Source organism: Paramagnetospirillum marisnigri (genome assembly GCF_001650715.1).
Taxonomy (GTDB): Bacteria; Pseudomonadota; Alphaproteobacteria; order Rhodospirillales; family Magnetospirillaceae; genus Phaeospirillum; species Phaeospirillum marisnigri.
This window is the reverse complement of the sequence record NZ_LWQT01000109.1, coordinates 161,938-187,382: the sequence shown is the minus strand read 5'-3', so window position 1 is coordinate 187,382 and position 25,445 is coordinate 161,938. Positions and strand designations below refer to the sequence as shown.

The 25,445-nt window shown below is 66.8% G+C and carries 22 protein-coding genes; 6 read left to right on the top strand and 16 right to left on the bottom strand.

The annotated features are described in order from the left end of the window. Positions 1-86 precede the first annotated feature (86 nt). The 4 genes from A6A04_RS19300 to A6A04_RS19285 all read right to left on the bottom strand — a co-directional run bounded on the left by A6A04_RS19300 (position 87) and on the right by A6A04_RS19285 (position 6,497). The gene (locus tag A6A04_RS19300; protein WP_068495642.1) at positions 87-2,048 is read right to left on the bottom strand and encodes a methyl-accepting chemotaxis protein; all 1,962 of its coding nucleotides are present in this window, start codon (positions 2,046-2,048) and stop codon (positions 87-89) included. A gap of 114 nt (positions 2,049-2,162) precedes the next feature. Continuing rightward, entirely contained in the window at positions 2,163-2,960 is a 798-nt protein-coding gene (locus A6A04_RS19295; protein ID WP_068495689.1) for a ferritin-like domain-containing protein, read from the bottom strand. 112 nt (positions 2,961-3,072) lie between these two features. Continuing rightward, positions 3,073-3,516, bottom strand: a complete 444-nt coding sequence (locus A6A04_RS19290) for a peroxiredoxin (protein WP_068495641.1) — start codon at positions 3,514-3,516, stop codon at positions 3,073-3,075. Beyond that, positions 3,513-6,497 carry a bifunctional [glutamine synthetase] adenylyltransferase/[glutamine synthetase]-adenylyl-L-tyrosine phosphorylase gene (locus A6A04_RS19285; RefSeq protein ID WP_068495640.1) on the bottom strand — a complete coding sequence of 995 codons (2,985 nt, stop codon included), beginning with the start codon at positions 6,495-6,497 and terminating at the stop codon, positions 3,513-3,515. The genes A6A04_RS19290 and A6A04_RS19285 overlap by 4 nt, the downstream gene beginning before the upstream one ends. Positions 6,498-6,630: 133 nt before the next feature. Between A6A04_RS19285 and A6A04_RS19280 the strand changes: the two genes are divergently transcribed. Continuing rightward, positions 6,631-9,744: a YhdP family protein gene (locus A6A04_RS19280; RefSeq protein ID WP_245651302.1), complete on the top strand. Its 3,114-nt coding sequence runs from the start codon at positions 6,631-6,633 to the stop codon at positions 9,742-9,744. Positions 9,745-9,800: 56 nt separating this feature from the next. Here A6A04_RS19280 and A6A04_RS19275 read toward each other — a convergent pair whose 3' ends face one another. The 3 genes from A6A04_RS19275 to A6A04_RS19265 all read right to left on the bottom strand — a co-directional run bounded on the left by A6A04_RS19275 (position 9,801) and on the right by A6A04_RS19265 (position 12,375). Next, entirely contained in the window at positions 9,801-10,376 is a 576-nt protein-coding gene (locus A6A04_RS19275; RefSeq protein WP_068495638.1) for a DUF1013 domain-containing protein, read from the bottom strand. 230 nt (positions 10,377-10,606) lie between these two features. Next, positions 10,607-11,368: a class I SAM-dependent methyltransferase gene (locus A6A04_RS19270; RefSeq protein WP_068495637.1), complete on the bottom strand. Its 762-nt coding sequence runs from the start codon at positions 11,366-11,368 to the stop codon at positions 10,607-10,609. 14 nt (positions 11,369-11,382) lie between these two features. Then, positions 11,383-12,375: an NAD(P)H-quinone oxidoreductase gene (locus A6A04_RS19265; protein ID WP_068495636.1), complete on the bottom strand. Its 993-nt coding sequence runs from the start codon at positions 12,373-12,375 to the stop codon at positions 11,383-11,385. Positions 12,376-12,453: 78 nt separating this feature from the next. On the opposite strand from A6A04_RS19265, the gene A6A04_RS19260 reads away from it, so the two are divergent. The 4 genes from A6A04_RS19260 (at position 12,454) to A6A04_RS19245 (ending at position 14,537) form a co-directional block, all read left to right on the top strand. Next, positions 12,454-12,636, top strand: a complete 183-nt coding sequence (locus A6A04_RS19260; RefSeq protein ID WP_068495635.1) for a DUF1192 domain-containing protein — start codon at positions 12,454-12,456, stop codon at positions 12,634-12,636. A gap of 61 nt (positions 12,637-12,697) precedes the next feature. Continuing rightward, the gene (locus A6A04_RS19255; protein WP_068495634.1) at positions 12,698-13,480 is read left to right on the top strand and encodes a 3-hydroxybutyrate dehydrogenase; all 783 of its coding nucleotides are present in this window, start codon (positions 12,698-12,700) and stop codon (positions 13,478-13,480) included. Further along, complete coding sequence (locus tag A6A04_RS19250; RefSeq protein WP_068495633.1) at positions 13,477-13,920, top strand: acyl-CoA thioesterase; 444 nt, start codon at positions 13,477-13,479, stop codon at positions 13,918-13,920. The genes A6A04_RS19255 and A6A04_RS19250 overlap by 4 nt, the downstream gene beginning before the upstream one ends. Next, complete coding sequence (locus A6A04_RS19245) at positions 13,917-14,537, top strand: acyltransferase (protein WP_068495632.1); 621 nt, start codon at positions 13,917-13,919, stop codon at positions 14,535-14,537. The genes A6A04_RS19250 and A6A04_RS19245 overlap by 4 nt, the downstream gene beginning before the upstream one ends. Before the next feature lie 52 nt (positions 14,538-14,589). On the opposite strand, the gene A6A04_RS19240 is transcribed toward A6A04_RS19245, so the two are convergent. From A6A04_RS19240 to fdhD, 9 genes are all read right to left on the bottom strand, one after another. Next, the gene (locus A6A04_RS19240; protein WP_068495631.1) at positions 14,590-15,570 is read right to left on the bottom strand and encodes a formate dehydrogenase subunit gamma; all 981 of its coding nucleotides are present in this window, start codon (positions 15,568-15,570) and stop codon (positions 14,590-14,592) included. A 14-nt stretch (positions 15,571-15,584) separates the two neighbouring features. Then, positions 15,585-15,854: a hypothetical protein gene (locus A6A04_RS19235; RefSeq protein WP_068495630.1), complete on the bottom strand. Its 270-nt coding sequence runs from the start codon at positions 15,852-15,854 to the stop codon at positions 15,585-15,587. Between the two features lie 145 nt (positions 15,855-15,999). Next, entirely contained in the window at positions 16,000-16,590 is a 591-nt protein-coding gene (gene fdh3B, locus A6A04_RS19230; protein WP_068495629.1) for a formate dehydrogenase FDH3 subunit beta, read from the bottom strand. Positions 16,591-16,604: 14 nt separating this feature from the next. Further along, positions 16,605-19,490 (bottom strand): molybdopterin-dependent oxidoreductase, encoded by a 2,886-nt coding sequence (locus A6A04_RS19225; RefSeq protein ID WP_068495628.1) that lies wholly within the window; start codon positions 19,488-19,490, stop codon positions 16,605-16,607. Between the two features lie 14 nt (positions 19,491-19,504). Then, positions 19,505-19,714 (bottom strand): twin-arginine translocation signal domain-containing protein, encoded by a 210-nt coding sequence (locus A6A04_RS19220; RefSeq protein ID WP_245651301.1) that lies wholly within the window; start codon positions 19,712-19,714, stop codon positions 19,505-19,507. A 31-nt stretch (positions 19,715-19,745) separates the two neighbouring features. Beyond that, complete coding sequence (locus tag A6A04_RS19215; protein WP_068495687.1) at positions 19,746-20,351, bottom strand: TorD/DmsD family molecular chaperone; 606 nt, start codon at positions 20,349-20,351, stop codon at positions 19,746-19,748. Between the two features lie 222 nt (positions 20,352-20,573). Beyond that, positions 20,574-21,008: a DUF3306 domain-containing protein gene (locus A6A04_RS19210; protein WP_068495627.1), complete on the bottom strand. Its 435-nt coding sequence runs from the start codon at positions 21,006-21,008 to the stop codon at positions 20,574-20,576. Beyond that, positions 21,005-22,141, bottom strand: coding sequence for a molybdenum cofactor guanylyltransferase MobA (gene mobA / locus A6A04_RS23550; protein ID WP_068495626.1), 1,137 nt, complete (start codon positions 22,139-22,141; stop codon positions 21,005-21,007). Before mobA ends, A6A04_RS19210 begins: the two co-directional genes overlap by 4 nt. A 261-nt stretch (positions 22,142-22,402) precedes the next feature. Next, positions 22,403-23,284, bottom strand: a complete 882-nt coding sequence (gene fdhD / locus A6A04_RS19200; protein WP_068495625.1) for a formate dehydrogenase accessory sulfurtransferase FdhD — start codon at positions 23,282-23,284, stop codon at positions 22,403-22,405. 109 nt (positions 23,285-23,393) lie between these two features. Between fdhD and A6A04_RS19195 the strand changes: the two genes are divergently transcribed. Then, positions 23,394-25,388: a 4Fe-4S binding protein gene (locus A6A04_RS19195; protein WP_245651300.1), complete on the top strand. Its 1,995-nt coding sequence runs from the start codon at positions 23,394-23,396 to the stop codon at positions 25,386-25,388. Positions 25,389-25,445 lie beyond the last annotated feature (57 nt).

Below are 25,445 nucleotides of genomic sequence, written 5' to 3'. Positions count from 1 at the left end.
GACTGGGCAGTTGAGGCCCCGCACGCTCATGCGTGCGAAAGCCAAGCGAACGGAGTGAGCGCCCGGCGATTGAGGGGCAACATACTCTACTGCCGCACCCGCTTCAGGAAGCCGTCGGTTTCGCCGGTCAGGCCGTCCACCACCTGGGCCAGGCTCTTGGCGCTCCAGATCACCCGGATGGTTCCGGCGCAGGTCAGGGCCGAGGCCTGGGACAGGTCGCGGACGCTCGACGAGACGGTATCGGCCTGATGTGCCACCTCCTCGATGCTGTCGGCGATATCGTGAGTGACGGCTTCTTGCTGCTGCACGGCACTGGCGATGGCGGAACTGATTTCGTCCAGCTTGCGGATGATATCCACCACTCCGACGATGCGTTCCCCCATGCGCTGGGTGGACTCCTGGATGGCGGCCACATGGCTTGAGATTTCCTCGGTGGCCTTGGCGGTCTGGTTAGCCAGGGTCTTGACCTCACCGGCCACCACGGCGAAGCCCTTGCCCGCCTCGCCCGCCCGGGCGGCCTCGATGGTGGCATTGAGAGCCAGCAGGTTGGTTTGCGAGGCGATATCGTTGATCATCCGGACGATTTCGCCGATGGACTGCACCGAGCTCGACAAGTCGTGCATCTGCCCGGCGGTGGCATTGACATCCTCTACCGTCTGGCGGGCGATGGTGGTGGAGTGGCTGACCTGCTGGGCGATCTCGTTGACGGCCTGGGCCAGCTGCCGGGTGGCATCGGCGGCGGCGGCGGCGCGTTCGGTGGTGATGCGGGCGGCCTCGCCCACGTCCAAGGAGCGGCTTCCGGCCCGTTCCGAGCGTCCAGCCATGGCCTGGGCGGTGGAGCGGATGCCGCCGGTGGCGGTATCCACCTCGACCACTTTCGACTGGACCGAGGCCTCGAAATCGTCGGCCATGGCCAGCAGGGCCTTGGCACGGTCGCGGGCGGCCTGATGGCGCTCCTCCTCCTGCTCAAGGCGAAGGCGTTCGGCCTCGCGCATGGTGTCGCTGAACACCTGGACGGCGCGGGCCATGGCGCCCACCTCGTCGCGGCGGTCCTGGGCGGGAATGGCGACATGGTCATTGCCCGAAGCCAGATCGCCCATGACCCGTGTCATGTGGTTCAGGGGCTGGTAGATGGAACGGGCCAGCAGCCATCCCAGGACGATCACCAGGGCCAGACCGCCCAGGCCGACGGCGTTTCCCAGCAGTTCGGCCCGGCGGGCGAGGGTGGCGGCGCGATCCTGGGCGGCCGTCATCTCGGCCGCGGTCTGGCGGGCCAGATCGTCCAGGGCGGGCTGCAGCACCTCGCGATGGACCTTGATCATCACCCTTTCGGCGGCTTTGGCGGCGGCCTGGGCTTCCTGGGCGGCGCGAAACGCCTTGCCATAGGCCGCCAGCCGGTCCAGCACGGCGGCGGGAAGGTCGGCGGCGCGCACCGCGCGCTCGAACTCTTCCGAGCGCTTGGCCCATTCGGCGGAGATGTCGGTCTGGTGCTTGATCAACAGGTCGCGCTCGGCGCCGCGCATGGCCTGAAGCAGATAAGCCAGCCGGGGGTGTTGGGCGGCGGCGATGCTGTCTTCCATCTCGGCGGCGGCGGCGCGCATCTGCCCCAGGGTCCCGTCGGAATAGCCCAGACCGGCATTGGTCTGGGCCTGCACCAGGGTGCGGAAGCTGTCGCCATAGCGGGTGACGGCGGCGGCGACCTGCTCGACCCGGGCGCGCTTTTCACTCTGTTCGGCGGGCAGCCAGCGGGTCATCTCGGCCAGGGCCTTGGTCATGGCAGCCGAAGCCTGGGCGTGTTCGGCCTGGGATTGCTGGTCATGGCGGATCAGGAAGTTCTTCTCGTGACGGCGGGCCTCCAGCAACCCCACGCCGACATCGGTGACGAGATCCAACAGGCGGCGCTGGCTGGCGGCGGCTTCAAGGCTGGCGGCGGCCTCCATGCGGCTGCCCATCTGGATCAGCGAGGAAAGTCCGAAGACCAGGGCGGCCAGGACCACCAGCAAGCCGATCTGGACGCGAAGGGAAAAGCGGGACAGCAGGGCTTGCATCTCTATCCTCCTGATTGAATAGGACCAGCCAGCACATCGGAAAATAGGATAATACACCTTTAGTCATGCCCGGAGAAGGGCCATATTCTCGGGGCAGCCATGGGGCGGAAATGATCAGCGGTTGCGGTCCAGTTCCTCGTACCAGTCGCGGGGGTAGGCGGCGCGGGCCCGGGCCTCGTGGTTGAAGGGTCCCTTCAACCCGGCGGGGTAGCGCTGGGCCATGACGGCGTGGAAGGCGGCCTTGGCGTCCATGCCCCGCCGGTCCGCCAGGAAGGTGAACCAGCGCACGCCCGCCGCCACATGGTTGATTTCATCGTTGAAGATGATGTCCAGGGCGGGCGGGGTCATGGTGTCGCCGTTGCGGCTCAATTTGTCCATGGTGGCGGGCGTGGTGTCGAGGCCGCGTGCCTCCAGGGTCATGGGCACCACGGCGAGGCGGGCCATCAGGTCGTCGGCGGTCTTTTCCGCCGCCTGCCACAGCCCGTCATGGGCGGGAAGATCGCCATAGGCGGCGCCCAGGCGGCCCATGAGGTCCTGCAGCATCTCGAAATGCCGGGCCTCGTCCAGGGCCACCCGGACCCAGTCGTCATGGAACGCCCTGGGCAGGGCGAGGGCGGTAAAGCGCGCGACGATGTCCCAGCCCAAATCGATGGCATTGAGCTCGATATGGGCCAGGGCGTGGATCAGGCTGACGCGGCCGCGCTCGCCGCCATAGGAACGGCGCGGCATTTCCTTGAACGGCAGCAGGACCGGCCGCTCGGGCCGGGCGGGGCGGTCGGGCGGGGTGGTGTCTCCCAGCTCGGTGATGCGCCCCTCGGCCCAGTCCTTGGCGAAGGCTCGGGTCAGGCGGCACTTCTCCGCCGGGTCGGGGCAGAGCAGGACGGTACAGGCGGCCTGGGACAGGGTGGTCATGATGTTGGCCCCCACTCCGACCCTCCCCCGGCAAAGCCGGGGGAGGGGGAAAGGCAATTCGACCCCCTCCCCCACCTGTGGTGGGGGAGGGATGGGGAGGGGGCATTCGCCATCACAGCGCCTTGGCCGCCGCCAGGACCTCGGCGGCGTGGCCGGTGACCTTGACCTTGCGCCATTCCCGGGCGATGCCGCCGTCCTTGTCGATCAGGAAGGTGGAGCGCTCGATGCCCATGTATTCGCGGCCATACATGCTTTTCTTCTTCCACACGCCATAGGCCTCGCACACCGCGCCATCGGGGTCCGAGCCCAGGCGGAAGGGAAGCTCGTGCTTGGCGCGGAACTTGGCATGGCTGGCCACCGAATCCTTGGAGACGCCCAGGATCGATATCCCGGCGGCGGTGAAGTCGGCGAAGGCGTCGCGAAAGGCCTTGGCCTGGCTGGTGCAGCCCGATGTGTCGTCCTTGGGATAGAAGTACAGCACCAGGATCTTGCCCTGGTAGTCGGCCAGGCTGACCGGGCCGTCGTCGCAGGTCATGGTGAAATCGGGGGCGCTCATGCGGGATTCTCCTGCTTGGGAAGGGCGGCGGCGGGGGTGGCCACCAATCGGGTGAAGACCTCGAAGGCATCGCGGGCGCAATCATCCATGCGATCGGTCAGGGTCTTGAAATCGGTCAGTCCGGCGGCGCGGACCAGCACATCCTTGAGTCCGCGCGGCGCCGTGGCCTCGTCGAAGGCTCCGGCGATGGTCTGGCGCAACACGGTCTGGACCGCCAGCCACAGTCGCAGCGCCTCCACCAGGGCGTCGCGGTCGCCCCGCTCCAACACGCCGCAGGCACAGGCGTTTTCCAGTGCCTGGGCGGTGTTGGTATTCAGGATTTCGGGTCGGGCATGGCCATGGGTCAGTTGCAGATACTGGGCGGTGAATTCGATATCCACCAGGCCGCCGCGTAGATGCTTGACCTCCCAATGGCTGGCGGCCTTGTGCTCCTTGGCCATGCGCTCGCGCATCTCGGCCACGTCGGCCAGCAACCGGGCGGAGTCGCGCTCGCGGGTCAGCACGTTCCTGATCACCGCCTCGACCCGGGCGGCCAGGGCGCTGTCGCCCGCCACCACCCGGGCGCGGGTCAGGGCCATATGCTCCCAGGTCCAGGCCGCCTCGTCGTAATAGCGGGTGAAGCTTTCCAGGCTGGTGGCGATGGGGCCGGAATTGCCCGAGGGCCGCAGCCGCATATCCACCTCGTACAGCGTGCCCTCGCCGGTCTTGGCGGTCAGCGCGCTGACCATGCGCTGGGTGAGGCGCGCGAACCAGGTGGTGGCGGCCAGTGGCCGGGCGCCATCAGACTCCTCGGAGTCCGGAGGAGCGTCATAGACCAGGATCAGGTCGAGATCGGAGGTGGCCGACATCTCGCGGCCGCCCGCCTTGCCCATGGCCAGGATGACCCAGGCGCCACCGGCAACGCGGCCGTGGGCGCGGGCGAATTCCTCCTCCACCCTCGGCCCCAGCCGCGACAGCACGGCCCCCGCGATATCGGACAGCGCCCGGGCGGCCTCGATGGACTCGCTGACACTGCGGAGCGTCAGCACGCCCACCTGGAACTTGCGGTCATTGGCCCAACTGCGCGAGATGTCCAGCATCTGCTGGAAATCGTCGGCCTGGGACAGCGCCTTGTCCAACTCGGCCTCCAGTTCGGACTGCGGCGGCAGCGGCTCGAAGAACTTGGCCTGCAACACCGAATCCAGCAGGGTCGGGCGCCGGGCCAGATGCTCGGCCAGCAGCGGCGCGTCGCCCATGATCTCGGCTACCAGTTCCAGCAGCGACGGATTGGCGTAGAACAGCGAGAACAGCGGCACTCCGGCGGGCAGGCGGCCCAGGAACTCGTCGAAGCGCATGAAGGCGTCGTCGGGCGAGGCGGTGGTGCCCAGTGCGTTCAGCAGTGCCGGAGTCAGCTCGGTCAACAATTCGCGGGCACGGGTGGAGCGGGTGGCCCGCACCCGTCCGTGATGCCAGCCCCGGATGGTGGAACACACCGCCTCGGCGTTGGAAAAGCCCAGGCCGGTGATGGTGTGCACGGTTTCGGGGTCATTCTCGCCGCCGGTGAACACCAGATTGCCACCGGCGCCCAGGGCGGGGGCATCCTCGAACAGATGGGCGTAATGGGTCTCCACCGTCATCAGATGGGCGGTCAGATCGGCGGCGAAGGCGTCGACGCCCGCATAGCCCATGAACGCCGCGATCTCGGCCAGTTGCTCGGGATTGCTCGGCATGGTCTGCGTCTGCTTGTCGTCCACCATCTGCAGCCGGTGTTCCAGCTTGCGCAGATAGTGATAGGCCCGGGTCAGGTCCGCCACCACTTCGGGCGTCACATGACCCGCCGCCGACAGGGCGCCGAGCGCCGCCAGGGTTCCCGAGACCCGCATCTCCGGCTGGCGTCCGCCCCAGATCAATTGCTGGGTCTGGGCGAAGAACTCGATCTCGCGGATGCCGCCCCGGCCCAGCTTGACGTTGTGACCGGCCACCGCGATGGTGCGGCCGCCCTTGTGGGCGTTGATCTGGCGCTTGATGGAATGGATGTCCTGGATGGCGGCGAAATCCAGGGACTTGCGCCAGATGAACGGGCGCAGGAATTTGAGGAAGGCGGCGCCGGTCTCGGTATCGCCCGCCACCTGTCGCGCCTTGATCATGGCGGCGCGTTCCCAGTTCTGGCCGAAGCCCTCGTAATAGGCTTCCGCCGCCACCAGCGCCACGGCGGGCGGGGTGGAGCCGGGATCGGGTCGCAGGCGCAGATCGGTGCGGAAGACATAGCCGTCGGCGGTGCGCTCATCCAGGATGCGTACCAGGTCCTTGGTCAGGGCGATGATGCATTCCTGGATGCTCTTGCGGCCGAGATAGACCAGCTTTTCATGGTCGTAGAACACGATCAGGTCGATATCGCTGGAATAATTTAGCTCGCCCGCCCCCAGCTTGCCCATGCCCAGCACGATCACCCCCGAGTCCCGCTCGGGATCGTCGGGATGGGGCAGTCGCAGATTGCCCCGCTCGACTTCCCGACGCAGCAGGAAGCGGACGGCGAGGCGGATGGCGGTCTCGGCCAGCAGCGACAGCGAGCCCGTCACTTTTTCCAGCGGCCAGGCGCCGCCCAGATCGGCCAGGGCGGCCAACAGGGAACAACGCCGCTTGGCCACGCGCAATTGGGTCGTCAGCCGGGCCAGGTCCGTCTCTTCTCCCAGGTCGCGCTCCAACCCGGCGATCAGGCCGTGCAGCGCCGCATCCGGCCCCACATCCAGGGTATGGCGTAGGAATTCAGGCTCTTTCTCTAGGCAGAGAGTCAGGAAGGGGCTGTTGCCGAACACCCCTTCCAGCAGCAATCCGATGCCGGGACGGCTCGGCAGGGAGCGCATGAAGGCGGCCAGATCGGCGTCATCGAGACCATCGGCGGCCTCGGCCCAGCGGGCCAGACCGACATCGACGCGATTGCGCTCGGCAACTCGGGGGAAGAAAGCTTCGTCTAGCGGAAAACTCACCTTGTGCGACCCCATGGGTTGTGGTTGCTTCACACTGCTGAATAGGGCAGCGAGGGTCAAGCGGTCATGGTCAGGAAGGCGGGTGCGAGTGGTTCACGGCGCCGTTAGGAGTTTGTTCCAATTCATCGGGGCTGTCCTGGCGGTTCTGTTGATTGCTGTCCCTGCGTTCCTGTGGCGTCTGTCCAACGGGCCGGTGGCGCTTGATTTTCTCACCCCCTATATCGAAGGCGGCCTGACCGCCAAGGACGGATCGCTGCGGGTCCGGCTCGACACCACCGTCCTGGCGCTGGGCGGCGCCGAGCGCATGCTGGAAATCCACGCCTACAACGTCCGCGCCTATGTGGGAGAGGGCGGCCAGCCCATCGCCTCGGTGCCGGATATGGGGCTGTCGCTGAGCGGGCGCGCCTTGCTCCAAGGCGTCATCGCGCCCCATTCCATCCGCCTGCACGGCGCCAAGGTGCGGCTGGTGCGCGGCACCGACGGCCAAATCCTGTGGGGCATCGGCTCGGCAACGGCCGAGGAGGATCAGGCTCCCGCCGATGCCGGGGCGGTGGTCGCCGCCATCAAGGACGCCATGCTGGGCGCCCCCGATTCCGCCAAGCCGGGCCGGGCGCTGCAAATCCTGTCCATCCGCAATGCCGACCTGATGGTCGAGGACCAGGGCCGGGGAACCGCCTGGCATGCGCCGGGCGTCGGCCTGGAAATCCGCAGGGTGGCGGACGGGGTGACTGCGCGCGGCAGCGCCAGTCTGGAGCTGTCGGGCGAGGCGGGCGAGATCAGGCTGGAGGCCGCCTATCACAAGGCGGATGGGTCCCTGGACGCCGGTCTGCGCCTGGGGGGAATCCGCCCGGCGGTCTTCGCGAGCTTCGGTGGTCCCTTCGCCCATCTGGGCGTGATCGACATGCCGCTGGCGGGGAGCGTGACCCTGCGCCTGGGCGGCGGTGGTGCCGTCGAGCGGCTGGGATTCGATCTGTCGGGCGGGGCCGGAACCCTGGACCTGCCCGAGCCGTTCCTGACCCGCCACAAAGTCGCCTCGGCCGCCCTGCGCGGCGAGATCAGCCGTGACCTTAGCCGCATTGATCTGGCCGAGGCCAGGATCGACCTGGGCGGCCCGGTCTTCACCCTGGCGGCGGTGGTGGACGGGCTGGGCGGCGAGACCTCGGTCAAGGCCGATGGCGGCTTTCGCGAAGTCCCGGTGGATCAGGTCAAGGATCTGTGGCCCAACGGTCTGGCCCAGAACGCCCGTGACTGGGTGATTCCCAACATCTCGAAGGGAATGCTGCGCGAAGGCTCCATCACCCTGTCGGCCCGCTCGGCTTCGGGGAAATTCGACGATGTGGTGCTGGACCACCTGTCGGGACAGATGCAGGCCGAAGGCGCCAGCGTCGATTACCTGCGCCCCATGCCGCCCGCCCGCAATGTGGCGGCGTCTTGTACGTTCGATGCCGAAAGCTTCCGCATCGCGCTGAAGGCGGGGGATGTCTACGGTCTCAGGCTGAAGGAAGGGTTGGTGGTGCTGTCCGGTCTGGACAAGGAAGACCAGTTCGCCGATATCGACCTGTCCATCAACGGCCCCGCCACCGATGCCCTGAAACTGATCGATAATCCGCCGCTGCGCTATGCAAGGGCGCTGGGGATCGAACCGGCCAAGGTGGGCGGTGCCGCCCTGGCCCGGGTGCGGCTGAAATTCCCGCTGCTCAAGGATTTGCGCCTCGACGATATCGGCATCAAGGCCTCGGCCACCGTCAAGGGCGTGCGCATTCCCAGTGTGATGATGGGGCTGGATCTGGATGACGGCATCCTCAGCCTGGATGTGGACGCCAAGGGCCTGGACGCCAGCGGTCCCATCGTGCTGGCCGGGATTCCCGCCAATCTGGTGTGGCGCGAGAATTTCTCGGCCAAGAACCAGCCGTTCCGCTCGCGCTACCAGTTGAAGGCGCCCGAGGTGCCCGAGGACAAGCGCAAGCTTTTGGGTCTCGACGGCCCACCCTTCGTCGCTCCCTTTATCGCCGGGCCGGTGGCGGCCGATGTGGTGGCCTCGTTCTCTGACGGCGGCAAGGGCGAGATCGACGCCCGGATCGACCTGACGGCCGCCAGCATGCAACTGCCCGGACTGGGCTGGAGCAAGCCGCCAGGCAAGGTCGGCTCCGCCGAGGCCCTGGTGAAGCTGGATCATCGGCTGGTGGGCTCGGTGCCTGGTTTCGCGGTCAAGGCCGGAGACCTGGACGTGCTGGGCTCCGCGAGTTTTGTCGAGGGGCGAGCCCGCAAGGTGGAACTGAACCGTCTGGTCTATGGCCGCACCAATGGCGAGGCGACTTTGTCGCTCCGCTCCGACAAGGGCGGCGGCATGGATGTGGTGTTCAAGGGCGCCAGCTTCGACGCCGAGCCCGCCATCACCCGCGACGAGGCCCAGAAGCGCGGCGAGAAGTCCGACAAACCGCCGCCCATGTCGGTCAACGCCACCGCCAAGAGCCTGTGGGTGTCGGGCAAGGGGGCGCTGAGCAATGCCAGCGTCACCATGCAGCGCGATGCCGAGGAATGGCAGAACATCTCGCTGAAGGGCGGATTGCCCGGTGGCAAGACCTTCAGCGCCGCCATCGCTCCCGGTGGCCCGAAGCGGCGGAATTTCCAGATATCCTCCGGTGATGCCGGGACGGTGTTGCGCACTTTCGACGTCTATGACGACCTGACCGGCGGCGAGCTTTCGGTCGAGGGCCATATCGACGATTCCAAGCCGGAGCAGCCCTTCATCGGCACGGCCCGCATCAGTGATTATCACATCCGCAATGCTCCGGCCCTGGCCCGGCTGCTGACCGTGATCGCCATGGCGGGCATCGTCGACGTGCTTCAGGGTGAAGGTGTCGGCTTCTCGTCGCTGGAAGCTCCGTTCGTCCTGTCAGAGGGTCTGCTTGACATCCGTGACGGCCGCGCCTGGGGACCCGCCCTGGGCCTGACCGCCAAGGGGCAGGTGGATATGGACCGCTCGCAGATGGCGCTGGAAGGCACTGTGGTGCCCGCCTATGTGCTCAATAGCGTGTTGGGCAATATTCCGGTGCTGGGCTGGCTGATCACCGGCGGCGACAAGGGCGGCGGACTTGTGGCCTTCAACTACTCCATGAAGGGGCCGACCAATGATCCCAGCGTCATGGTCAATCCCCTGTCGGCGTTGACCCCGGGCTTCCTGCGTAAGCTGTTCAACATCTTCGACGATGGCAGCGCCACCGACGCCCGCAAGGGGGCGGAGAAGCCCGCCGCCAAATGAAAACGCCCGCCGGGCTTTCCCGGCGGGCGTTTTTTCGTCATGGTTGCCGGACCGGCTTATTCCTCGGCCGGGGCCTCTTCGTGCTGGGCGACGACATCCTCGTGGTGCATGCGGGTACGGCCGGACAGCGCCACCGCCTTCTCCAGGTCGGCTTCCGAGCACATGCCAAGCGTCACCGGATTGCGCGGCTTGATATTGGCGGCGTTCCAGTGGGTCTTGTCGCGCACCGACTGGATGGTCGGCTTGGTGGTGCCGATCAGCTTGGAAATGGCGGCATCCGACATTTCCGGATGGTGCTTGATGATCCAGGCGATGGCGTCGGGACGGTCCTGGCGCTTGGAAACCGGAGTGTAGCGGGCGCCCTTGGGCTTGGCGTTGGACTGCGGAATGTCGGTCACCGTCAGCTTCAGGCGGGCATCGGGATTGGCCTCGCAGCGGTCGATCTCGGCGCGGGTGACCTGGCCATTGGCCACGGGGTCGAGTCCAACGATGCCCACGGCCACCTCGCCATCGGCGATGGCCTGGATTTCCAGCGGATGCAGACCGCAGAAATCAGCGACCTGTTCGAAGGTCAGCGCGGTGTTCTCGACCAGCCAGACGGCGGTCGCCTTGGGCATGAGCGGCAGGGCCATGATACCTCCTTTATCATTATTCACGAAGTCCGCCCCAAGCGATGGTTCGGCGGCTCCGGCGGACTGGCACCCCGCCATCCGTTAAGGACGGGGCGGGTGCCTGCCCGCAAGCTGTACTGACGGTCCGCCGGGTCCCGAAGGCCCCCATGACGGACGGCGACGATCCGTGGAATGTGCCCTAGTTATAGGGAGGAATGCCCCGGCGGTCAAATCCTAGCGCTTTGGCCTGCTCAGCGCTTGACGAACAGTCCCTGGCCGGTGGGCAGTTCCAGCACCGCGTACTGGCCCAGCACCGAATCAATGGCGGACTGGATATCCCGGTAGGGCGCCAGGCAATGCCCGTAATTGCCGAACAGGATGATACCGCCAGGCACCACCCGGTCCAGGAAGGCGGCCAGCAGCTCCCGCTCGATCTGGGCATGGGTCACGTCCAGATGGGCGAAGGCGATGCGCTCGGGGCCGCTGTCCAGGAAGGAGTCCGGCAGGGCGCCCTTGATGATCCGGGCATTGATCCCGGCGAGGCGGCGCTGGACAAAGGCGAAGGCGTCCTCGGGCAGGTCGCCGAAATACTGCTCGTCGGCCTCGAACAGGTCGTAGAGCCACAGGGTGCGGGCCGAGAAAATACCGGGCAGGCAGTCGTTGATCACCAGCGGCGTGGTGCCGAGATGGGTGCCGAATTCCACGAAGTCACCGTCGAGGCCAGCGCAACTTTTCGCCGCCCATACCGAGGTATGGGCCCGCCAGATGGTGGTGCGCTCGGTGACGGACAAGGCATGTTTGTCGACGGCGGCGGTGAAGTCCTGGTTGCCCAAGAATCCTGTCTGGCGGAAGAAGGCCATGACGCCATCTGCGAAGTACAGGGCGCCGCCCGGCAGGTTGAGTCCGGCATGGGCGAAGGCATTGATGAAGCCGGTGAAGCGGTTGATATTGTCCTGGTCCTCGACGACGCCGGAGGGCAGGCAGGCGGGAAGATCGTACAGGGGCTGGGTCATGGATAAGGCCGTCCTCAGAGTGTCAGCACGATCTTGCCGATATGGGCGTTGCTTTCCATCAGGCGATGGGCCTCGGCGGCCTCGGCCAGGGGGAAGGTGGCGTGGATCACCGGCGCGATCCTGTCGGCTTCGATCAGCGGCCAGACAGTCCGTGCCAGCCCTTGGGCCATGCGCGCCTTGGCTTCGTTGGACTGGGGACGCAGCGTCGAGCCGGTCAGGGTCAGGCGCTTCAGCATCACCGGCATCAGGTTGACCTCGGCGCTCGATCCCCGCAGGAAGGCGATGGACACCAGACGGCCATCGGCGGCCAGCGACTTGATGTTGCGCGGGATATAGTCGCCGCCCACCATGTCGAGGATCACATTGACGCCCTTGCCCTTGGTCTCTGCCTTGATCACCTCGACGAAGTCCTCGGCGGTGTAGTCGATGGCGCGGTCGGCGCCCAGATCGGCGCAGGCCTTGCACTTGGTCGCACCGGACGCGGTGGTGAATACCGTGGCGCCCAGGGCTTTGGCCAGTTGGATGGCGGTGGTGCCGATACCGCTGGCGCCGCCATGGACCAGGAAGCTTTCCCCCGCCTTCAACTGGCCGCGTTCCACCACATTGTGCCAGACGGTGAAGAAGGTTTCCGGCAGCGCCGCCGCCCGCACCATGTCATAGCCAGTGGGCAGGGGCAGGCACAGCCGCGCGTCCACCGCCACATATTCAGCATAGCCGCCGCCGGGAACCAGGGCGCAGACCTCGGCGCCCAGGGCAGGGGCGGTGACTCCCTCGCCCAGGGCGGCGATGGTGCCCGCCACTTCCAGGCCGGGCAGGTCCGAGGCGCCGGGCGGCGCCGGATAGGCGCCCTGGCGTTGCAGCACGTCGGGACGGTTGATCCCGGCGGCGGCCACCTTGATCACCACCTCGCCGGTGCGGGGGGTGGGCGTCGGGCGGGTGGCCGGTTTCAGCACCTCGGGCGCGCCGGGGGTGGAAATCTCGACGCAGGTCATGGTCTCGGGCAGCATGGAAGGTTCCCGGATTTGTCGAACTCGGCGCCAATCTGGTACCTTCGACGGGTTAAGGCAAGAGAGGATGGGGCTAGCATGGACGCCGACGATCTGGAGCCGCGCAAGGCGGCCGCCACATTGAAGACTCTCGATCCCATGTCCATCGAGGAATTGCGCGACTATATCGGCGATTTGGAGGCCGAAATCCTCCGCGTCAGGGAGGCCATCAAGCGCAAGGAAGCGGTGAAGCTGGGGGCCGAGGCCTTCTTCAAGCGGTAAATAGGTACTTGATTGCGCAATTGCGCCTTGGTAAGACCAAGAGGAGCGAAGGGAGACAGCCATGTTGAAGGGCAAGACCGCATTGGTCACCGGGTCCACCAGCGGCATCGGCCTGGGAGTGGCCCGCGCGCTGGCGGCCCAAGGCGCCAGCCTGATGCTCAACGGCTTCGGCGAGGCCAGTGCCATCGAGGCGCTGCGGGCCGGGCTGGAACGGGACTTCGGGGTAACGGTGCATTACAATGGTGCCGATTTGTCCAAACCCGATGGAGCCGGCGGTCTGGTGCGCGACGCCGAGGCGCGACTGGGCCGTCTCGACATCCTGGTCAACAATGCGGGCATCCAGCATGTGGCGCCGGTGGAGGAGTTCCCGCTGGAACGCTGGGATGCGGTGATCGCCCTGAACCTCACCGCCGTGTTCCAAGGAATTCGCGCCGCCCTGCCGGGCATGAAGACGCGCGGCTGGGGCCGCATCGTCAATATCGCCTCGGTCCACGGGCTGGTGGCCTCGGTCAACAAGGCCGCCTATGTGGCCGCCAAGCACGGGGTGCTGGGCCTGACCAAGGTGGTGGCGCTGGAAACCGCCGAGATCGACGTGACCTGCAACGCCATCTGCCCCGGCTGGGTGCTGACCCCCCTGGTACAGGCCCAGATCGACGCCCGCGCCGTCCGCGAGGGCGTGTCCATCGAGCAGGCCGGGCGCGACCTGCTGTCGGAAAAGCAGCCATCCAAGTCCTTCACCACCCCCGAGCAGTTGGGCGCCCTGGCGGTGTTCCTGTGTTCTCCCGCCGCCGCCAACATGACCGGTGCCAGCCTGACCGCCGATGGCGGCTGGACGGCGCAGTGAGTCACAAGAAAGAGATCGGCCGCCAGTCCGACTATCCCTATCGGGTGGATATCCAGACCCGCTGGTCGGACAACGACATGTTCGGCCATCTCAACAACGTGGTCTATCAGCGCTTTTTCGAGTTCATCGTGGTGGACTTCCTGCGCGGGCCTTGCGGCATCGACCTGATGAATGCCCCGGTTATTACTTTCGCCGCAGAAAGCACCTGCAAATTCCTGCGGCCGCTGTCCTATCCCACCGGCGTGGTGGCTGGCATCCGTATCGACCAGATGGGCCGCACCAGCGCCCGCTACGGCCTAGCCCTGTTCGAGCAGGGATGCGACGAGGCGGCGGCCGAGGGCCACTGGATCCATGTTTTCGTCGAGCGCGACTCGGGGCGTCCGACTCCCATCCCGGACGACATCCGTGCCGTGTTCGAGCGCTTTCGGAGGATTCCATGACCGGCCTGTGCTACTCGTTCGAGGGAATGGTCCCGGTGGTTCATCCCACCGCCTTTGTCCACCCCACCGCCGTGCTGATCGGCGACGTCCGTATCGGCCCCAATTGCTATATCGGGCCGGGGGCCAGCTTGCGGGCCGATTTCTCCAGCGTTATCATCGGCGCCGGGGTCAACATCCAGGATTACTGCATCCTGCACGGCACGCCGGGGTTCCACACCACGGTGGAAGACAATGGCCATGTGGGCCACGGCTCGGTGGTGCATGGCTGCATCGTGCGGCGCAACGCCCTGATCGGCATGAGCAGTTCCATCTATGACGGCGCCGAGATCGGCGAGAACGCCATCATCGCCGCCATGGCCTTCGTCCCGGCGGGGGCGAAGATCCCCCCCGGCACCCTGGCGGCGGGGATTCCGGCCAAGGTGCTGCGTGAGCTTTCCGCCGAGGAGATTGCCCGCAAGACCCGGGGCACCGAGGCCTATCAGCAACTGGCGAAGAAGTGCCTGGAAAGCTTCAAGCCCTGCCAGCCGCTGTCCGAGCCCGAGCCGGGCCGCGAAACGCTCGACCCCAGCCGCATCTGGCCCGACGACCTGACCCGGCACAAGCCCAAGGGGAAATAAAAAGCCCTCCCCCGCAGGGCGGGGGAGGGTTGGGAGGGGGCGATGGACTCCGCTATTCCGCCGCCTTGGGTTCCTTGGCCTCGGTTTCCTCGACCCAGACGGAATGGTGCAGGCTCGCCCATTTCCGATCCACATAGCCGGTGGTCACCGCTGTGCTGGCACCTTCCATGCCGATGGTGCCGATATAGATATGGCCCAGGATGGCCATGACCATCAGCACCGCCAGGGCGGCATGGATCAGGTGCATCACCTGCATGCCCGCCATATCCGCGAAAGTGAAGGGGAACAGCAGGCTGACACCGGTCGAGGACACCAGCGTGCCGATGACGATCACCATCCAGAACTGGGTCTTCTGGCCGAAGTTGAACTTGGCGGCAGGGGGATGGTCGCCTTTCTTGAGCAAGCCGCCGCCATGCAGAATCCAGCCCAGGTCGTAGCGGTCCCACAGATTGTCCTTGGCCCACAGCACGAAGATCACCACCAGCCCGGCGATGAAGACGAAGCCCGACAGGTTGTGCAGCCACTTGCCCGCCCAGGCCAGCCAGGAGAATAGGGTCTTGCCGATGATGGGTTCCAGCAGCCAGCGCCCGAACATCAGGTTCAGGCCGGTGACGGCCAGCACCAGGAAGGACCCGGCGGTCAGCCAGTGGCCGATGCGCTCCATCTTGTTGAAACGGAGAATCTGGCGTCCCGACGGGCCGCCCTCGATCATGATCTTGCCTCGGATCAGATAGAAGGCGCCGATGGCCAGGACCACGCCCACCAGGGCCAGCCCGCCATACCAGGCCAGCTTGCCGTTACGGGCGGCACGCCAGGCTTCGCCTTCCGACTGGATCAACTGGCCCCGTTGTTCGGGCTGGCCGGAGATGAATCCGGCCTCGCCCTGGCGGATGGCCCGCCAAGTGTCGGTGTCGGTGATACGGCCCGATTGGGCCGAGGTGGGAACGTCGCCATCGGAGGATGCCGCGGTGGCCGGAAGGCTCCAGCAGCCCAAGGCGATCATCAACACGGCCAAGAGGGTGGTCCAGCGCATGGCGTTCCTCCGCCTCAGAATCTCTGTCCGGCGATGCGGCCGGTGGCCTGGGCCTCGCCGGTGGGAATCAGGCCGCCGCCCTGGGCGGTGACCGCCCGGGACGAGCCCTCGCTTTGCCAAGCCTGACGAGCCCGCAGCGCGTCGCGGGTGGCGTCGGAGATGGCGGTGTCCGCCATCCCCTTATAGCCGCCCTTGTCGAGCCGCACCACATGGCCACGCTCCTCGGCATTGCAGCCGACAAGGAGAATGACAACGGCGACCAGCCAGACTCCCCTCGCCCGCATGCGGGAGAGGGAGGGGCCCGCCGCCCTTGGGCGGTGGGAGGGTGAGGGCGCGAGCATCTGCCAGCCCTCACCCGGCTCGCGATGCTCGCCACCCTCTCCCGCATGCGGGAGAGGGAAGGAGGAGGGGGCGGCCTTGGCCATGATCTCAGCCCTTCTTGCCGTAGGCGTGGCCCCATCCGGCGGCGCCGGAGCCGAAGCCGCGCGCCATCACCCGTTCGCGATAGATGGTCGACACCATGTCGCCGTCGCCCGCCAGCAGGGCCTTGGTGGCGCACATCTCGGCGCAGAGCGGCAGCTTGCCCTCGGCGATGCGGTTGCGGCCGTACTTTTCTAACTCGGCCTTGGAGTGATCCTCCTCGGGGCCGCCGGCACAGAAGGTGCACTTGTCCATCTTGCCGCGTCCGCCGAAATTGCCGGTGGACGGGTATTGTGGCGCGCCGAACGGACAGGCGTAGAAGCAGTAGCCGCAGCCGATGCACAGATCCTTGTTGTGCAGCACGATGCCGTCATTGGTCTGGTAGAAGCAGTCCACCGGGCAGACCGCCATGCAGGGCGCGTCCGAGCAGTGCATGCAGGCCACCGACAGCGAGCGCTGCCCCGGCTTGCCGTCATTGATGGTGACCACCCGGCGGCGGTTGATGCCCCAGGGCACCTCGTGCTCGTTCTTGCAGGCGGTGACGCAGCCGCTGCAGTGGATGCAACGCTCGGCGTCGCAGAGGAATTTCATGCGGGCCATGATCTATCTCCCTCTCACGCCTGGGCTTTTTCGATGCGGCACAGGGTGACTTTCGTCTCCTGCATGCCGGTCACCGCGTCATAGCCATAGGTCTGGGCGGTGTTGGTGCTTTCACCCAGCACGATGGGATCGGAGCCCTGCGGGTATTTGGACCGCAGGTCCTTACCCTGGAAATGGCCGCCGAAATGGAAGGGCATGAAGGCGACGCCGCGTCCCACCCGTTCGGTGATGCGGGCCTTGACCCGGACCTTGCCGCCCTCGGGGCCGAAGATCCACACCATGTCGCCATTGCGGATGCCCGCGTTGTTGGCGTCGAAGGTGTTGATTTCGGCGTACATCTCGGGCGCCAGCTCGGCCAGCCAGGGGTTGGAGCGGGTCTCGTCGCCGCCACCCTCGTATTCCACCATGCGGCCCGAGGTCAGGATGATGGGGAACTCCTTGGAGACATCCCGGTCCTGGACGGACTTATAGAGGAAGGGCAGTCGCATCATCTTCTTGTCGGCATAGGTGGGGTACTTCTCCACCAGATCGCGGCGCGGTGTGTAGAGCGGTTCTCGATGGATCGGCACCGGGTCGGGGAAGTTCCACACCACGGCGCGGGCCTTGCCGTTGCCGAAGGGCGCGATGCCATGCTTGACGGCGACGCGCTGGATGCCGCCCGACATGTCCACGGTCCAGGCGACGTCGTCCACCTTCTCGCCGCCGATTTTCTGGATGACGGCCAGTTCCTCCGGCGTGAAGTCGGCCTCGAAGCCCAGCTTCTTCAGCATGCCGAAGGTGACGCCGGGATGGCCCGCCGGAAGCTCGGAGCCCTCGGGGAAGGAATCCACCGCCAGCAGGCTCTCGCCCTTGTATTCGGGGAACAGGGCGCGGAAGTTCAATCCGCCATCCTTGACCGGCTTGGAGGTGTCGTAGAGGTTGGGGGTGCCGGGATGCTTGGCGGAGGCGTTGCCCCAGCACGGCCAGGGCAGGCCGTAATAATCGCCGTCGCACGGGCCGCCCACCGCCTTCAAGGTAGTCTTGTCGAAGGTCTGCTGATGCTGCATGTGCAGCTTCAGGCGTTCCGGCGACTGGCCGGTATAGGCGATGGTCCAGGCGCCCTTGTTGATCTCGCGCAGGATGTCCTCGATCACCGGGACGTTGTTCTCGACCTTGATGTTCTTGGTCAGCTCGGCGCCGTAGCCGAACTTGTTGGCGAACAACTGCATGATCTCGTGATCGGCCTTGCACTCGAACATCGGCTTGATCACCCGCTCGCTCCACTGGATGGAGCGGTTCGAGGCGGTGCGGGTACCGTCCACCTCGTATTGGGTGGCGGCGGGTAGCAGATAGACCCCGTCGGTACGATCGTGCAACACCGCCGATACCGTGGGATAGGGATCGATGATCACCAGGGTGTCCAGCTTCTCCATGGCCTTCTTCAGCTCGGGCTGGCGTACCTGGGAATTGGGGGCGTGGCCCCAATAGACCATGGCCTTGATGGTATCGGGCTGGGCGACGTTTTCCTTGGCCTCGTTGACGCCGTCATACCAGCGCGACACCGGGATGCCGGGGGCTTCCATCAGTTCCGGGGTCTTGAAGCGGGCCTTGACCCATTCGTAGTCCAGGCCCCAGACGCGGCACCAGTGCTTCCAGGCCGGGGCGGCAAGGCCGTAATAGGCGGGGAGCGTGGTGACGTCCAGGCCCATATCGGTGGCGCCCTGGACATTGTCGTGGCCGCGGAAGATGTTGGTGCCGCCGCCCGAAACGCCGATATTGCCCAGCGCCAGTTGCAAGATGCAGTAGGCGCGGACATTGTTGTTGCCCACGGTGTGCTGGGTGCCGCCCATGCACCACACCACGGTGGCGGGGCGGTTCTTGGCCAGCATCTCGGCGACGCGCCTGACCTGGGCGCCGGGAACGCCGGTCACCTTCTCGGTCTCTTCCGGAGTCCATTTGGCGACCTCGGCCCGGACCTGCTCCATGCCCCAGACGCGCTTGCGGATGTATTCCTTGTCTTCCCAGCCGTTCTCGAAGATGTGGTACAGGATGCCCCAGATCAGCGGCACGTCGGTGCCGGGACGCAGGCGGACATATTCGTCGGCATGGGCGGCGGTGCGGGTGAAACGGGGGTCGCAGACGATGAGCGGCGCCTTGTTCTGCTCCTTGGCCTTGAGGATATGGAGCATGGACACCGGATGGGCCTCGGCGGCATTGGAGCCGATGAAGAACATCGCCTTGGCGTTGTGGATGTCGTTGTAGGAATTGGTCATGGCGCCATAGCCCCAGGTCTGGGCGACGCCCGCGACCGTGGTGGAATGGCAGATGCGGGCCTGGTGGTCGACATTGTTGGTGCCCCACAGCGCCGCGAACTTGCGCATCAGATAGGCCTGTTCATTGGAGAACTTGGCCGATCCCAGCCAGTAGACCGAATCGGGGCCGCTGGTCTCCCTGATCTTCAGCAGCCGGTCGCCCACCTCGGTGATGGCCTGGTCCCAGCTGATGCGGGTGTATTTGCCGTTCACCAGCTTCATGGGGTATTTCAGGCGGCGGTCGCCATGGGCATGCTCGCGCACCGCCGCGCCCTTGGCGCAGTGGCTGCCCAGGTTCAGCGGGCTGTCGAAGGCCGGTTCCTGGCCGGTCCACACGCCGTTGGAGACCTCGGCATTGACGGTGCAGCCCACCGAACAGTGGGTGCAGATGCTTTTCTTGATCTCGGCCTTGGCGTCGGGGGCGGCAGGCGCCGCCTCGGCCCGGCGCACCGTGCCCGCAGCCATGCTTCCGGCCAGGGCGGCGCCACCGGCGGTGAGGCCCGATCGCTTGAGGAAGGTGCGGCGGTCCACCGAACCGGCGGAGACCGAGGCCAGGGTTTCGGACAGACGGCTTTGGCTGGCGGAGCCTTCGCGCTTCTTGATCAGCATGGCGTTTCCCCTCTCTAGAAGCCAGCGGCTTCGTAGGCGCGACGGACGTGTTCGGTTTCGCGATAGCCCGCTCCCTGGCGGCTTTCCGTTCCCGCCTTGGCATCGGCATTGCTGGACCCGACGGCCATCGCCGCCGCTCCGGCGGCTCCGGCCGAAAGGCCGACCCCGCGCAGGAAGGCGCGGCGATCCAGGACGGACTTGGACTTTTCAGGGCGTTCGGTCATCGCATGCTCCATGGGCATCAGAGGGTGGCGATCAGTCCACCATGGCGAAGGCTTGGGTTTCGATATCAAGGAAGACACGGCCGACCTGGGCCACGGCGCGGTAGAAGCGGGCGGACTCCGCCCGTTCCAGATCGGTCATGAACCGGGGTATCCAGGGCGCCATATGGGTATCGAAGAACCGTTTCTGCTCGGCGGGCGACAGCGGTTCGCCGACCAGGCCGGTGATCAGTCCCTGCATCATTTCCAGCAGCGAGGCGACATGGTCCTCGGGTTCGGAGGTGCCGGGCGAAGCCTCGAGGCCCAGACGGACCATGTCGGCGCGCAACTCGGCCAGGGGCTTCTCATGCAGGAAGCCGGTCAGGTACCACGACCCATAGGGAACCAGCTCGCCGCCGGTAACGCCGATGAACAGGGCCTGATATTCTTCGGCGACCGCGTCGGCCTCGGCCCCTGCGGCGGCGCGGGCCAGCTCGCCCAGGGCGGTGCCCAGAGATGTGGCATCGGGTTCAAGGTGGGCGAGGCGGGCCAGCAGATCATCGGGCGGCGGTGCCGCCAGCAAGGTGGACAGCAAGCCGTAGAAGCGGGCGCGCAGGAAATCTTCTTCCGCGATGGATCTGGCGGTATTGCCGACCTGCATTTCGTCTCCCATGGGTTCGGATCTGGCGCCGAAGCCTTGGCCGCGCAAAGCACGACCGGGAGATCATCCTCTCTTTTGGTCTGACCAGTCAAGGATAAGCCAAGAATAGATGGGCAATGGAGGCGACGTGATACAGATGCCTGAAAGTGAAGCAAAAACCTGAGATATGATATTTACAGTGATGTATTTATTTTTCGAATCGACTGAGTAAAAAACATAAATTCACACATCGTCGGGCTGCTGGGGCGCGGTGGCGGCCTGGGCTGCCTGCTTCTCCTCCTCGGCCAGTTCGGCGGCGTCCAGCACTCCCTTGCCCAATCGCCAGGCGGTCTTGACCACTTCGGCGACCACCGGCGATGTGTAATCGCCCATATGGAGGTCCATCACCTCGGGCGCCATCAGTCCGGGGTCGCTGGCCCACAGCCTTTGCAGCGCCTGCTGACGCAGGTCGGGTGGCACGCCTTGTTTCAGGAAGGCGGAGTAGTCCGAACTGGCATCCAGCGACTCGATGGCGGGAAGCTCGGGAACGGGAAGCTCGGAAGGAGGAGGCGGCTCCTCCGGGTCTGGAGGCGTGGCGTCGGGCGCAGGCGCGGGCGTCTCTTCCGTCTTGGCGGCCTGCTTCTTGCGCGACCAGCGCGACAGGAAGGGCTCGGTCACGGCCGACCGCCCTTGCCAGCGAAGGCGGCCTCGGCATCCTTGGTGTCGCGCTTGCGCTTGCGCATGGGTTCGTCGGGGGGATGGCAGGCGCAGAACAGTTCCACCCAGTCGCGCAGCGGGGCGGGCATGGGCAGGCCGTCCACCATGTCCTCGCCGCTTTCGCTGGCGGCTTGGGCCTCGTCGGGGGCGGCGGTGACCAGGACGACCCGCACCGGTGTGGGGGCGTCCGCGTCCTGGCGCAGCACCACGTAAAGGCGAGGTTCGGCGCCGCCCAGATTGTAGCGATAGCTGGCGAGATCGGATCGGTGCAGCCGGAGCGGCACGCCGCTGGCGAGATAGTGCTCGAAGCCGTCGTCCCGGCGCAACATCAGCCAGGGCTGGGCGGCGGCGGGCGGTTCGGCCAGGACCTCCACCGGCCGCCAACTCTCCTTGATCCACTCGCTGGCGCCGTCGCGCCGTTCCACCACCACCGCCAGTTCGGTCTCGGCCATCAGCGGCGGCTCGGCGGGGAAGCTGCCGTCCAGCAGCAGCCGCAGCCGCACCACGTCCTCGGGGGTATTGACGTTGAAGAACGGGTCCACCGGCTTGGGTTGCCAGCGGATATGAGCCACCTTGTAGCGTGCGGTCCAGGCGTCGATCTTACGCATGTCCTCGCCCACCACGGCGGCGCGCAGCGCGGCGGCCAGACGCTTGGGCCACAGGGCGAAGACGGGATGGGGCTGGTCATCGGTACAGGCCACGGCGATGTCGGCGCCCTGCTCGACCACGGCGGCGTAAAGCCGTTGCACCAGATCCTCGGGGAACAGGGGCGTATCGGCGGCGACGCTGACCATCCAGTCGGTGTCCAGGGTGTGGTCGTCCAGCCATTCCAGCCCGGTCAGCACACCCACCAGCGGCCCGCCAAAACCCGCCACCACATCGGGCACCACCGGCAGGGTGAAGGAGGCGAAGCGGTCGGGATCGCCATTGGCGTTGAGGATCATCTGTCCGACCTGGGGCCGCAGCCGGTCGATCACCCGGTCCAGCAGGCTTTGGCCGTCCACCTCGATCAGGGCCTTGTCGCCGCCGCCCATGCGCCGCGACAGCCCGCCCGCCAGGATCAGTCCGGCGATGGGGGGAAGGGGAGACGTCATCGGGCCATACTCCTGAACTCCCATCCCCGGTCCGGCCGGGGGAGGGGACTCTGGGCAATCGGGTGAAGGATGCTATCCCCTCGCCCGCCTGCGGGAGAGGGTGGCGAGGCGTAGCCGAGACGGGTGAGGGCGCGCGCGTCGGCGCGCCAATCAGCATCGACTCGCGGCCACCAAGCCCTCACCCCGGCCCTCTCCCGCAAGCGGGAGAGGGAGAAGGCGGACATTTCGCACCTTGGGAGGGGAAGGGCGTCGGCGGAATTCCTACTCGTCATCACGGCTGCCCTTGCGCGAGAGGTGGCCGGGCTCGTCATGGGCCTGGGTAGGGTCGGCATCGAACACGATGCGCTCGGTTCCGGCCAGGGCGACGAAGCGCTTGCCCTTGGCGCGGCCGATCAGGGTCAGCCCCGCCTTGCGCGCCAGGTCGACGCCCCAGGCGGTGAAGCCCGAGCGCGACAGCAGCACCGGGATGCCCATCTGCACCGTCTTGATCACCATCTCGCTGGTCAGCCGCCCGGTGGTATAGAGGCTCTTGCCCGTGGTCGTCAGGCCGTGGCGGAACATGTATCCGGCGATCTTGTCCATGGCGTTGTGACGGCCGACATCCTCCATATAGATCAGCGGCCGGTCCTGCTCGCACAGCACGCAGCCGTGGATGGCGCCGGTCTTGAGATAGAGCGACGGCATGGTGTTGATGGCCTTTTGCAGGCCATAGAGCCACGACGTGTGGAAGCGGGCCTGGGAGTCCAGGGTGACGGTCTCGAACTTTTCCATCACATCGCCGAACACCGTGCCCATGGCGCAGCCCGAGGTCTGGATCTTCTTCTTCAGCTTCTCCTCGTAATCGGTCTGGCGGGTGGTGCGCACCACCACCGTCTCGATCTCGGCGTCATAGTCGACGGCGCGGACCTCGTCGTCGGGGCGCAGCATGTTCTGGTTCAGCAGATAGCCCAGCGCCAGGTATTCCGGGTGGTCGCCGATGGTCATGGCGGTGACGATCTCGCGGCCGTTGAGGAAGATGGTCAGCGGGCGTTCGTTGATCACCGCCGCCTCCACCGGTTTTCCCTCGTGGTCGATGCCGCCCACCACCTGATACAGACGCCCGTCCTCGGGATCGGGCTTCACCAACATCTCTTGATCTATCATCGGGGCCTCCTGAGCTTTAGAGTAGGCGTCCCCCGGATGGCGGGCAATGGGAGAGCGATCAATGAAAGTGGCGGGTCGGCGGGTTCTGTTGTGTTCGTGTGAAAACTCCATGCCGCTGGACGCCAAGGCCCTGGCCAAGGGTTTGGGGACCGAGCCGCCGGGCCGCGTCTTCACCCAGTTGTGCCGCGCCCAGGTGGAGGCCTATCGCACCGCCCTGGCCGAGGGCGAGCCGCTGCTGGTGGCCTGCGGCCAGGAAGCGCCGCTGTTCCAGGAACTGGCCCGCATGGCGGGGGCGCAAGAGCCGCTTTGCGTCGATATCCGCGACCGGGCGGGCTGGTCCGACACGGCGGCCGAGGCGGCGCCCAAGATGGCGGCGCTGCTGGCCGAATCCGTGCTGGACATCGAGCCGACGCCCTCGGTCACCCTGACCTCGGAAGGCCGGGTTCTGGTTCTGGGCAACCGCCAATCGGCGCTGGACGCGGCAAAACGGCTGGGAACTGAGAGGGCGGTGACTTGCCTGCTGCTCCCCGGCCGCGAGGCCGACCTGATTCCGCCCTCGGTGCGTGCCCTGGGCCTGTTCGCGGGCAAGCCGGTTAAGGCCTCGGGCCATCTCGGCGCCTTTTCCGTCACCGTCGCCGGTCTGGCCGGGGCCTCGCCCTCGGCGCGGGGCGTGCTGGCCTTCGAGGCGCCGGTGGGCGAGCGTGCCCTGTCGGCCGATATCGTGCTCGACCTGTCGGGCGGCCCCGCCCTGGTCTCGCCCCGCGACGGCTGGGTGGTGGTTGATCCCCGCGATGCCGTGGCGCTGGAAAAGGCCCTGGCCGATATCCTGGGGCTGGTGGGCGAGTTCGAGAAGCCGCGTTGGATCAAGGTCGCCGCCGATCTGTGCGCCCATTCCCGCAACGGCCAGATCGCCTGCACCCGCTGCCTCGACCTCTGTCCCTCGGGGGCGCTGGCGCCCAAGGGCGACGCCATCGCCGTCGATGCCCATGCCTGCGACGGCCACGGGCTGTGCGCCTCCGCCTGTCCCACCGGCGCCATCCGCTTCGATGTTCCGGCGGGCAATGGCCTCTATCGCCGCTTGGCCGCCCTGCTGGAAACCCATGCCGCGATGGGCGGTACCCGGCCGGTTCTGCTGCTGCACGAGGCCGGGCATGGTGCCGAACTGATGGCGGCGCTGGCCCGCTTCGGCTCCGGCCTGCCCGCCTGGGTATTGCCGCTGGCGGTGGCGGGGGTGGCAGCACTGGGGCCTGACCTGCTGCTGACCGCCCTGGCCAAGGGAGTCTCGAAGGTGGTGGTGCTGGCCGATCCGGCCCGGCGCGACGATCTGGGCCCGGTCAAGGCCGCCGCCGATCTGAGCAACCGGGTGGCGGCGGCCCTGGGCTGGGCTTCGCGGGTGGAGGTGGCGGCCGAGGCCGACCCCGCCGCCCTGGGGGCTTTGCTGGCGGGCGAACGGGCCAGGGGTGTCGAACCGGCGGCCGAATTCCTGGTGCTGGGCGGCAAGCGCCAGACCCTGGCCCTGGCGCTTGCCCATCTCCACCGCCATGCGCCGACGCCGGTGGACTGCCTGCCTCTGGACCCCGGCGATCCCTTCGGCGCCATCACCGTCGACCAGGAGAAGTGCACCCTATGCATGGCCTGTATCGGTGCCTGCCCGGCCAAGGCGCTGTCGGGGCATCCCGACAAGCCGTCGCTGGGCCTGTTGGAGGCCAATTGCGTTCAGTGCGGCCTGTGCCGGGTCACCTGTCCCGAAAAAGCCATCGCCCTGGTGCCGCGCCTGAGTTTTGGCGCCTCGGCCAAGCTCCGTCAGGTGCTGAAGGAGGAGGAGCCCTATGGCTGTATCCGCTGCGGCAAGCCCTTCGCCTCGACATCGGCGGTGGAGCGCATGGTCGAGCGCATGAGCGGCCATTCCATGTTCGCCCAGCCCGGGCGGCTGGATCTGATCCGCATGTGCGAGGATTGCCGGGTGGTCGCCCAGTATGAGTTGGAAGAGAAGGCACGGCCCATGGCCGCCGCTCCGCCGCGCCTGACCCGGACCACCGACGATTATTTGCGCGAGCGCGAGGACGGGAAAGGCGGCAATGGGGGCGAGGGAGGCGGGGGCTGATCCGGCGCTGTCTCGATCTTCCTGGGGGGCCGGGAAGCCTGCTTGGTGCCGCAGTCC

Excerpts from the sequence above, each read along its gene's own strand:
- A6A04_RS19195 (WP_245651300.1), top strand. The coding sequence starts at position 23,394 with ATGCCGCTGGACGCCAAGGCCCTGGCCAAGGGTTTGGGGACCGAGCCG.
- A6A04_RS19295 (WP_068495689.1), bottom strand. The coding sequence starts at position 2,960 with ATGACCACCCTGTCCCAGGCCGCCTGTACCGTCCTGCTCTGCCCCGAC.
- A6A04_RS19235 (WP_068495630.1), bottom strand. The coding sequence starts at position 15,854 with ATGCGGGCGAGGGGAGTCTGGCTGGTCGCCGTTGTCATTCTCCTTGTC.
- fdh3B (WP_068495629.1), bottom strand. The coding sequence starts at position 16,590 with ATGGCCCGCATGAAATTCCTCTGCGACGCCGAGCGTTGCATCCACTGC.
- A6A04_RS19275 (WP_068495638.1), bottom strand. The coding sequence starts at position 10,376 with ATGGCCCTGCCGCTCATGCCCAAGGCGACCGCCGTCTGGCTGGTCGAG.
- A6A04_RS19270 (WP_068495637.1), bottom strand. The coding sequence starts at position 11,368 with ATGACCCAGCCCCTGTACGATCTTCCCGCCTGCCTGCCCTCCGGCGTC.
- A6A04_RS19245 (WP_068495632.1), top strand. The coding sequence starts at position 13,917 with ATGACCGGCCTGTGCTACTCGTTCGAGGGAATGGTCCCGGTGGTTCAT.
- mobA (WP_068495626.1), bottom strand. The coding sequence starts at position 22,141 with ATGACGTCTCCCCTTCCCCCCATCGCCGGACTGATCCTGGCGGGCGGG.
- A6A04_RS19225 (WP_068495628.1), bottom strand. The coding sequence starts at position 19,490 with ATGCTGATCAAGAAGCGCGAAGGCTCCGCCAGCCAAAGCCGTCTGTCC.
- A6A04_RS19285 (WP_068495640.1), bottom strand. The coding sequence starts at position 6,497 with ATGGGGTCGCACAAGGTGAGTTTTCCGCTAGACGAAGCTTTCTTCCCC.
- A6A04_RS19300 (WP_068495642.1), bottom strand. The coding sequence starts at position 2,048 with ATGCAAGCCCTGCTGTCCCGCTTTTCCCTTCGCGTCCAGATCGGCTTG.
- fdhD (WP_068495625.1), bottom strand. The coding sequence starts at position 23,284 with ATGATAGATCAAGAGATGTTGGTGAAGCCCGATCCCGAGGACGGGCGT.
- A6A04_RS19215 (WP_068495687.1), bottom strand. The coding sequence starts at position 20,351 with ATGCAGGTCGGCAATACCGCCAGATCCATCGCGGAAGAAGATTTCCTG.
- A6A04_RS19260 (WP_068495635.1), top strand. The coding sequence starts at position 12,454 with ATGGACGCCGACGATCTGGAGCCGCGCAAGGCGGCCGCCACATTGAAG.
- A6A04_RS19255 (WP_068495634.1), top strand. The coding sequence starts at position 12,698 with ATGTTGAAGGGCAAGACCGCATTGGTCACCGGGTCCACCAGCGGCATC.
- A6A04_RS19220 (WP_245651301.1), bottom strand. The coding sequence starts at position 19,714 with ATGACCGAACGCCCTGAAAAGTCCAAGTCCGTCCTGGATCGCCGCGCC.
- A6A04_RS19265 (WP_068495636.1), bottom strand. The coding sequence starts at position 12,375 with ATGCTGCCCGAGACCATGACCTGCGTCGAGATTTCCACCCCCGGCGCG.
- A6A04_RS19290 (WP_068495641.1), bottom strand. The coding sequence starts at position 3,516 with ATGAGCGCCCCCGATTTCACCATGACCTGCGACGACGGCCCGGTCAGC.
- A6A04_RS19240 (WP_068495631.1), bottom strand. The coding sequence starts at position 15,570 with ATGCGCTGGACCACCCTCTTGGCCGTGTTGATGATCGCCTTGGGCTGC.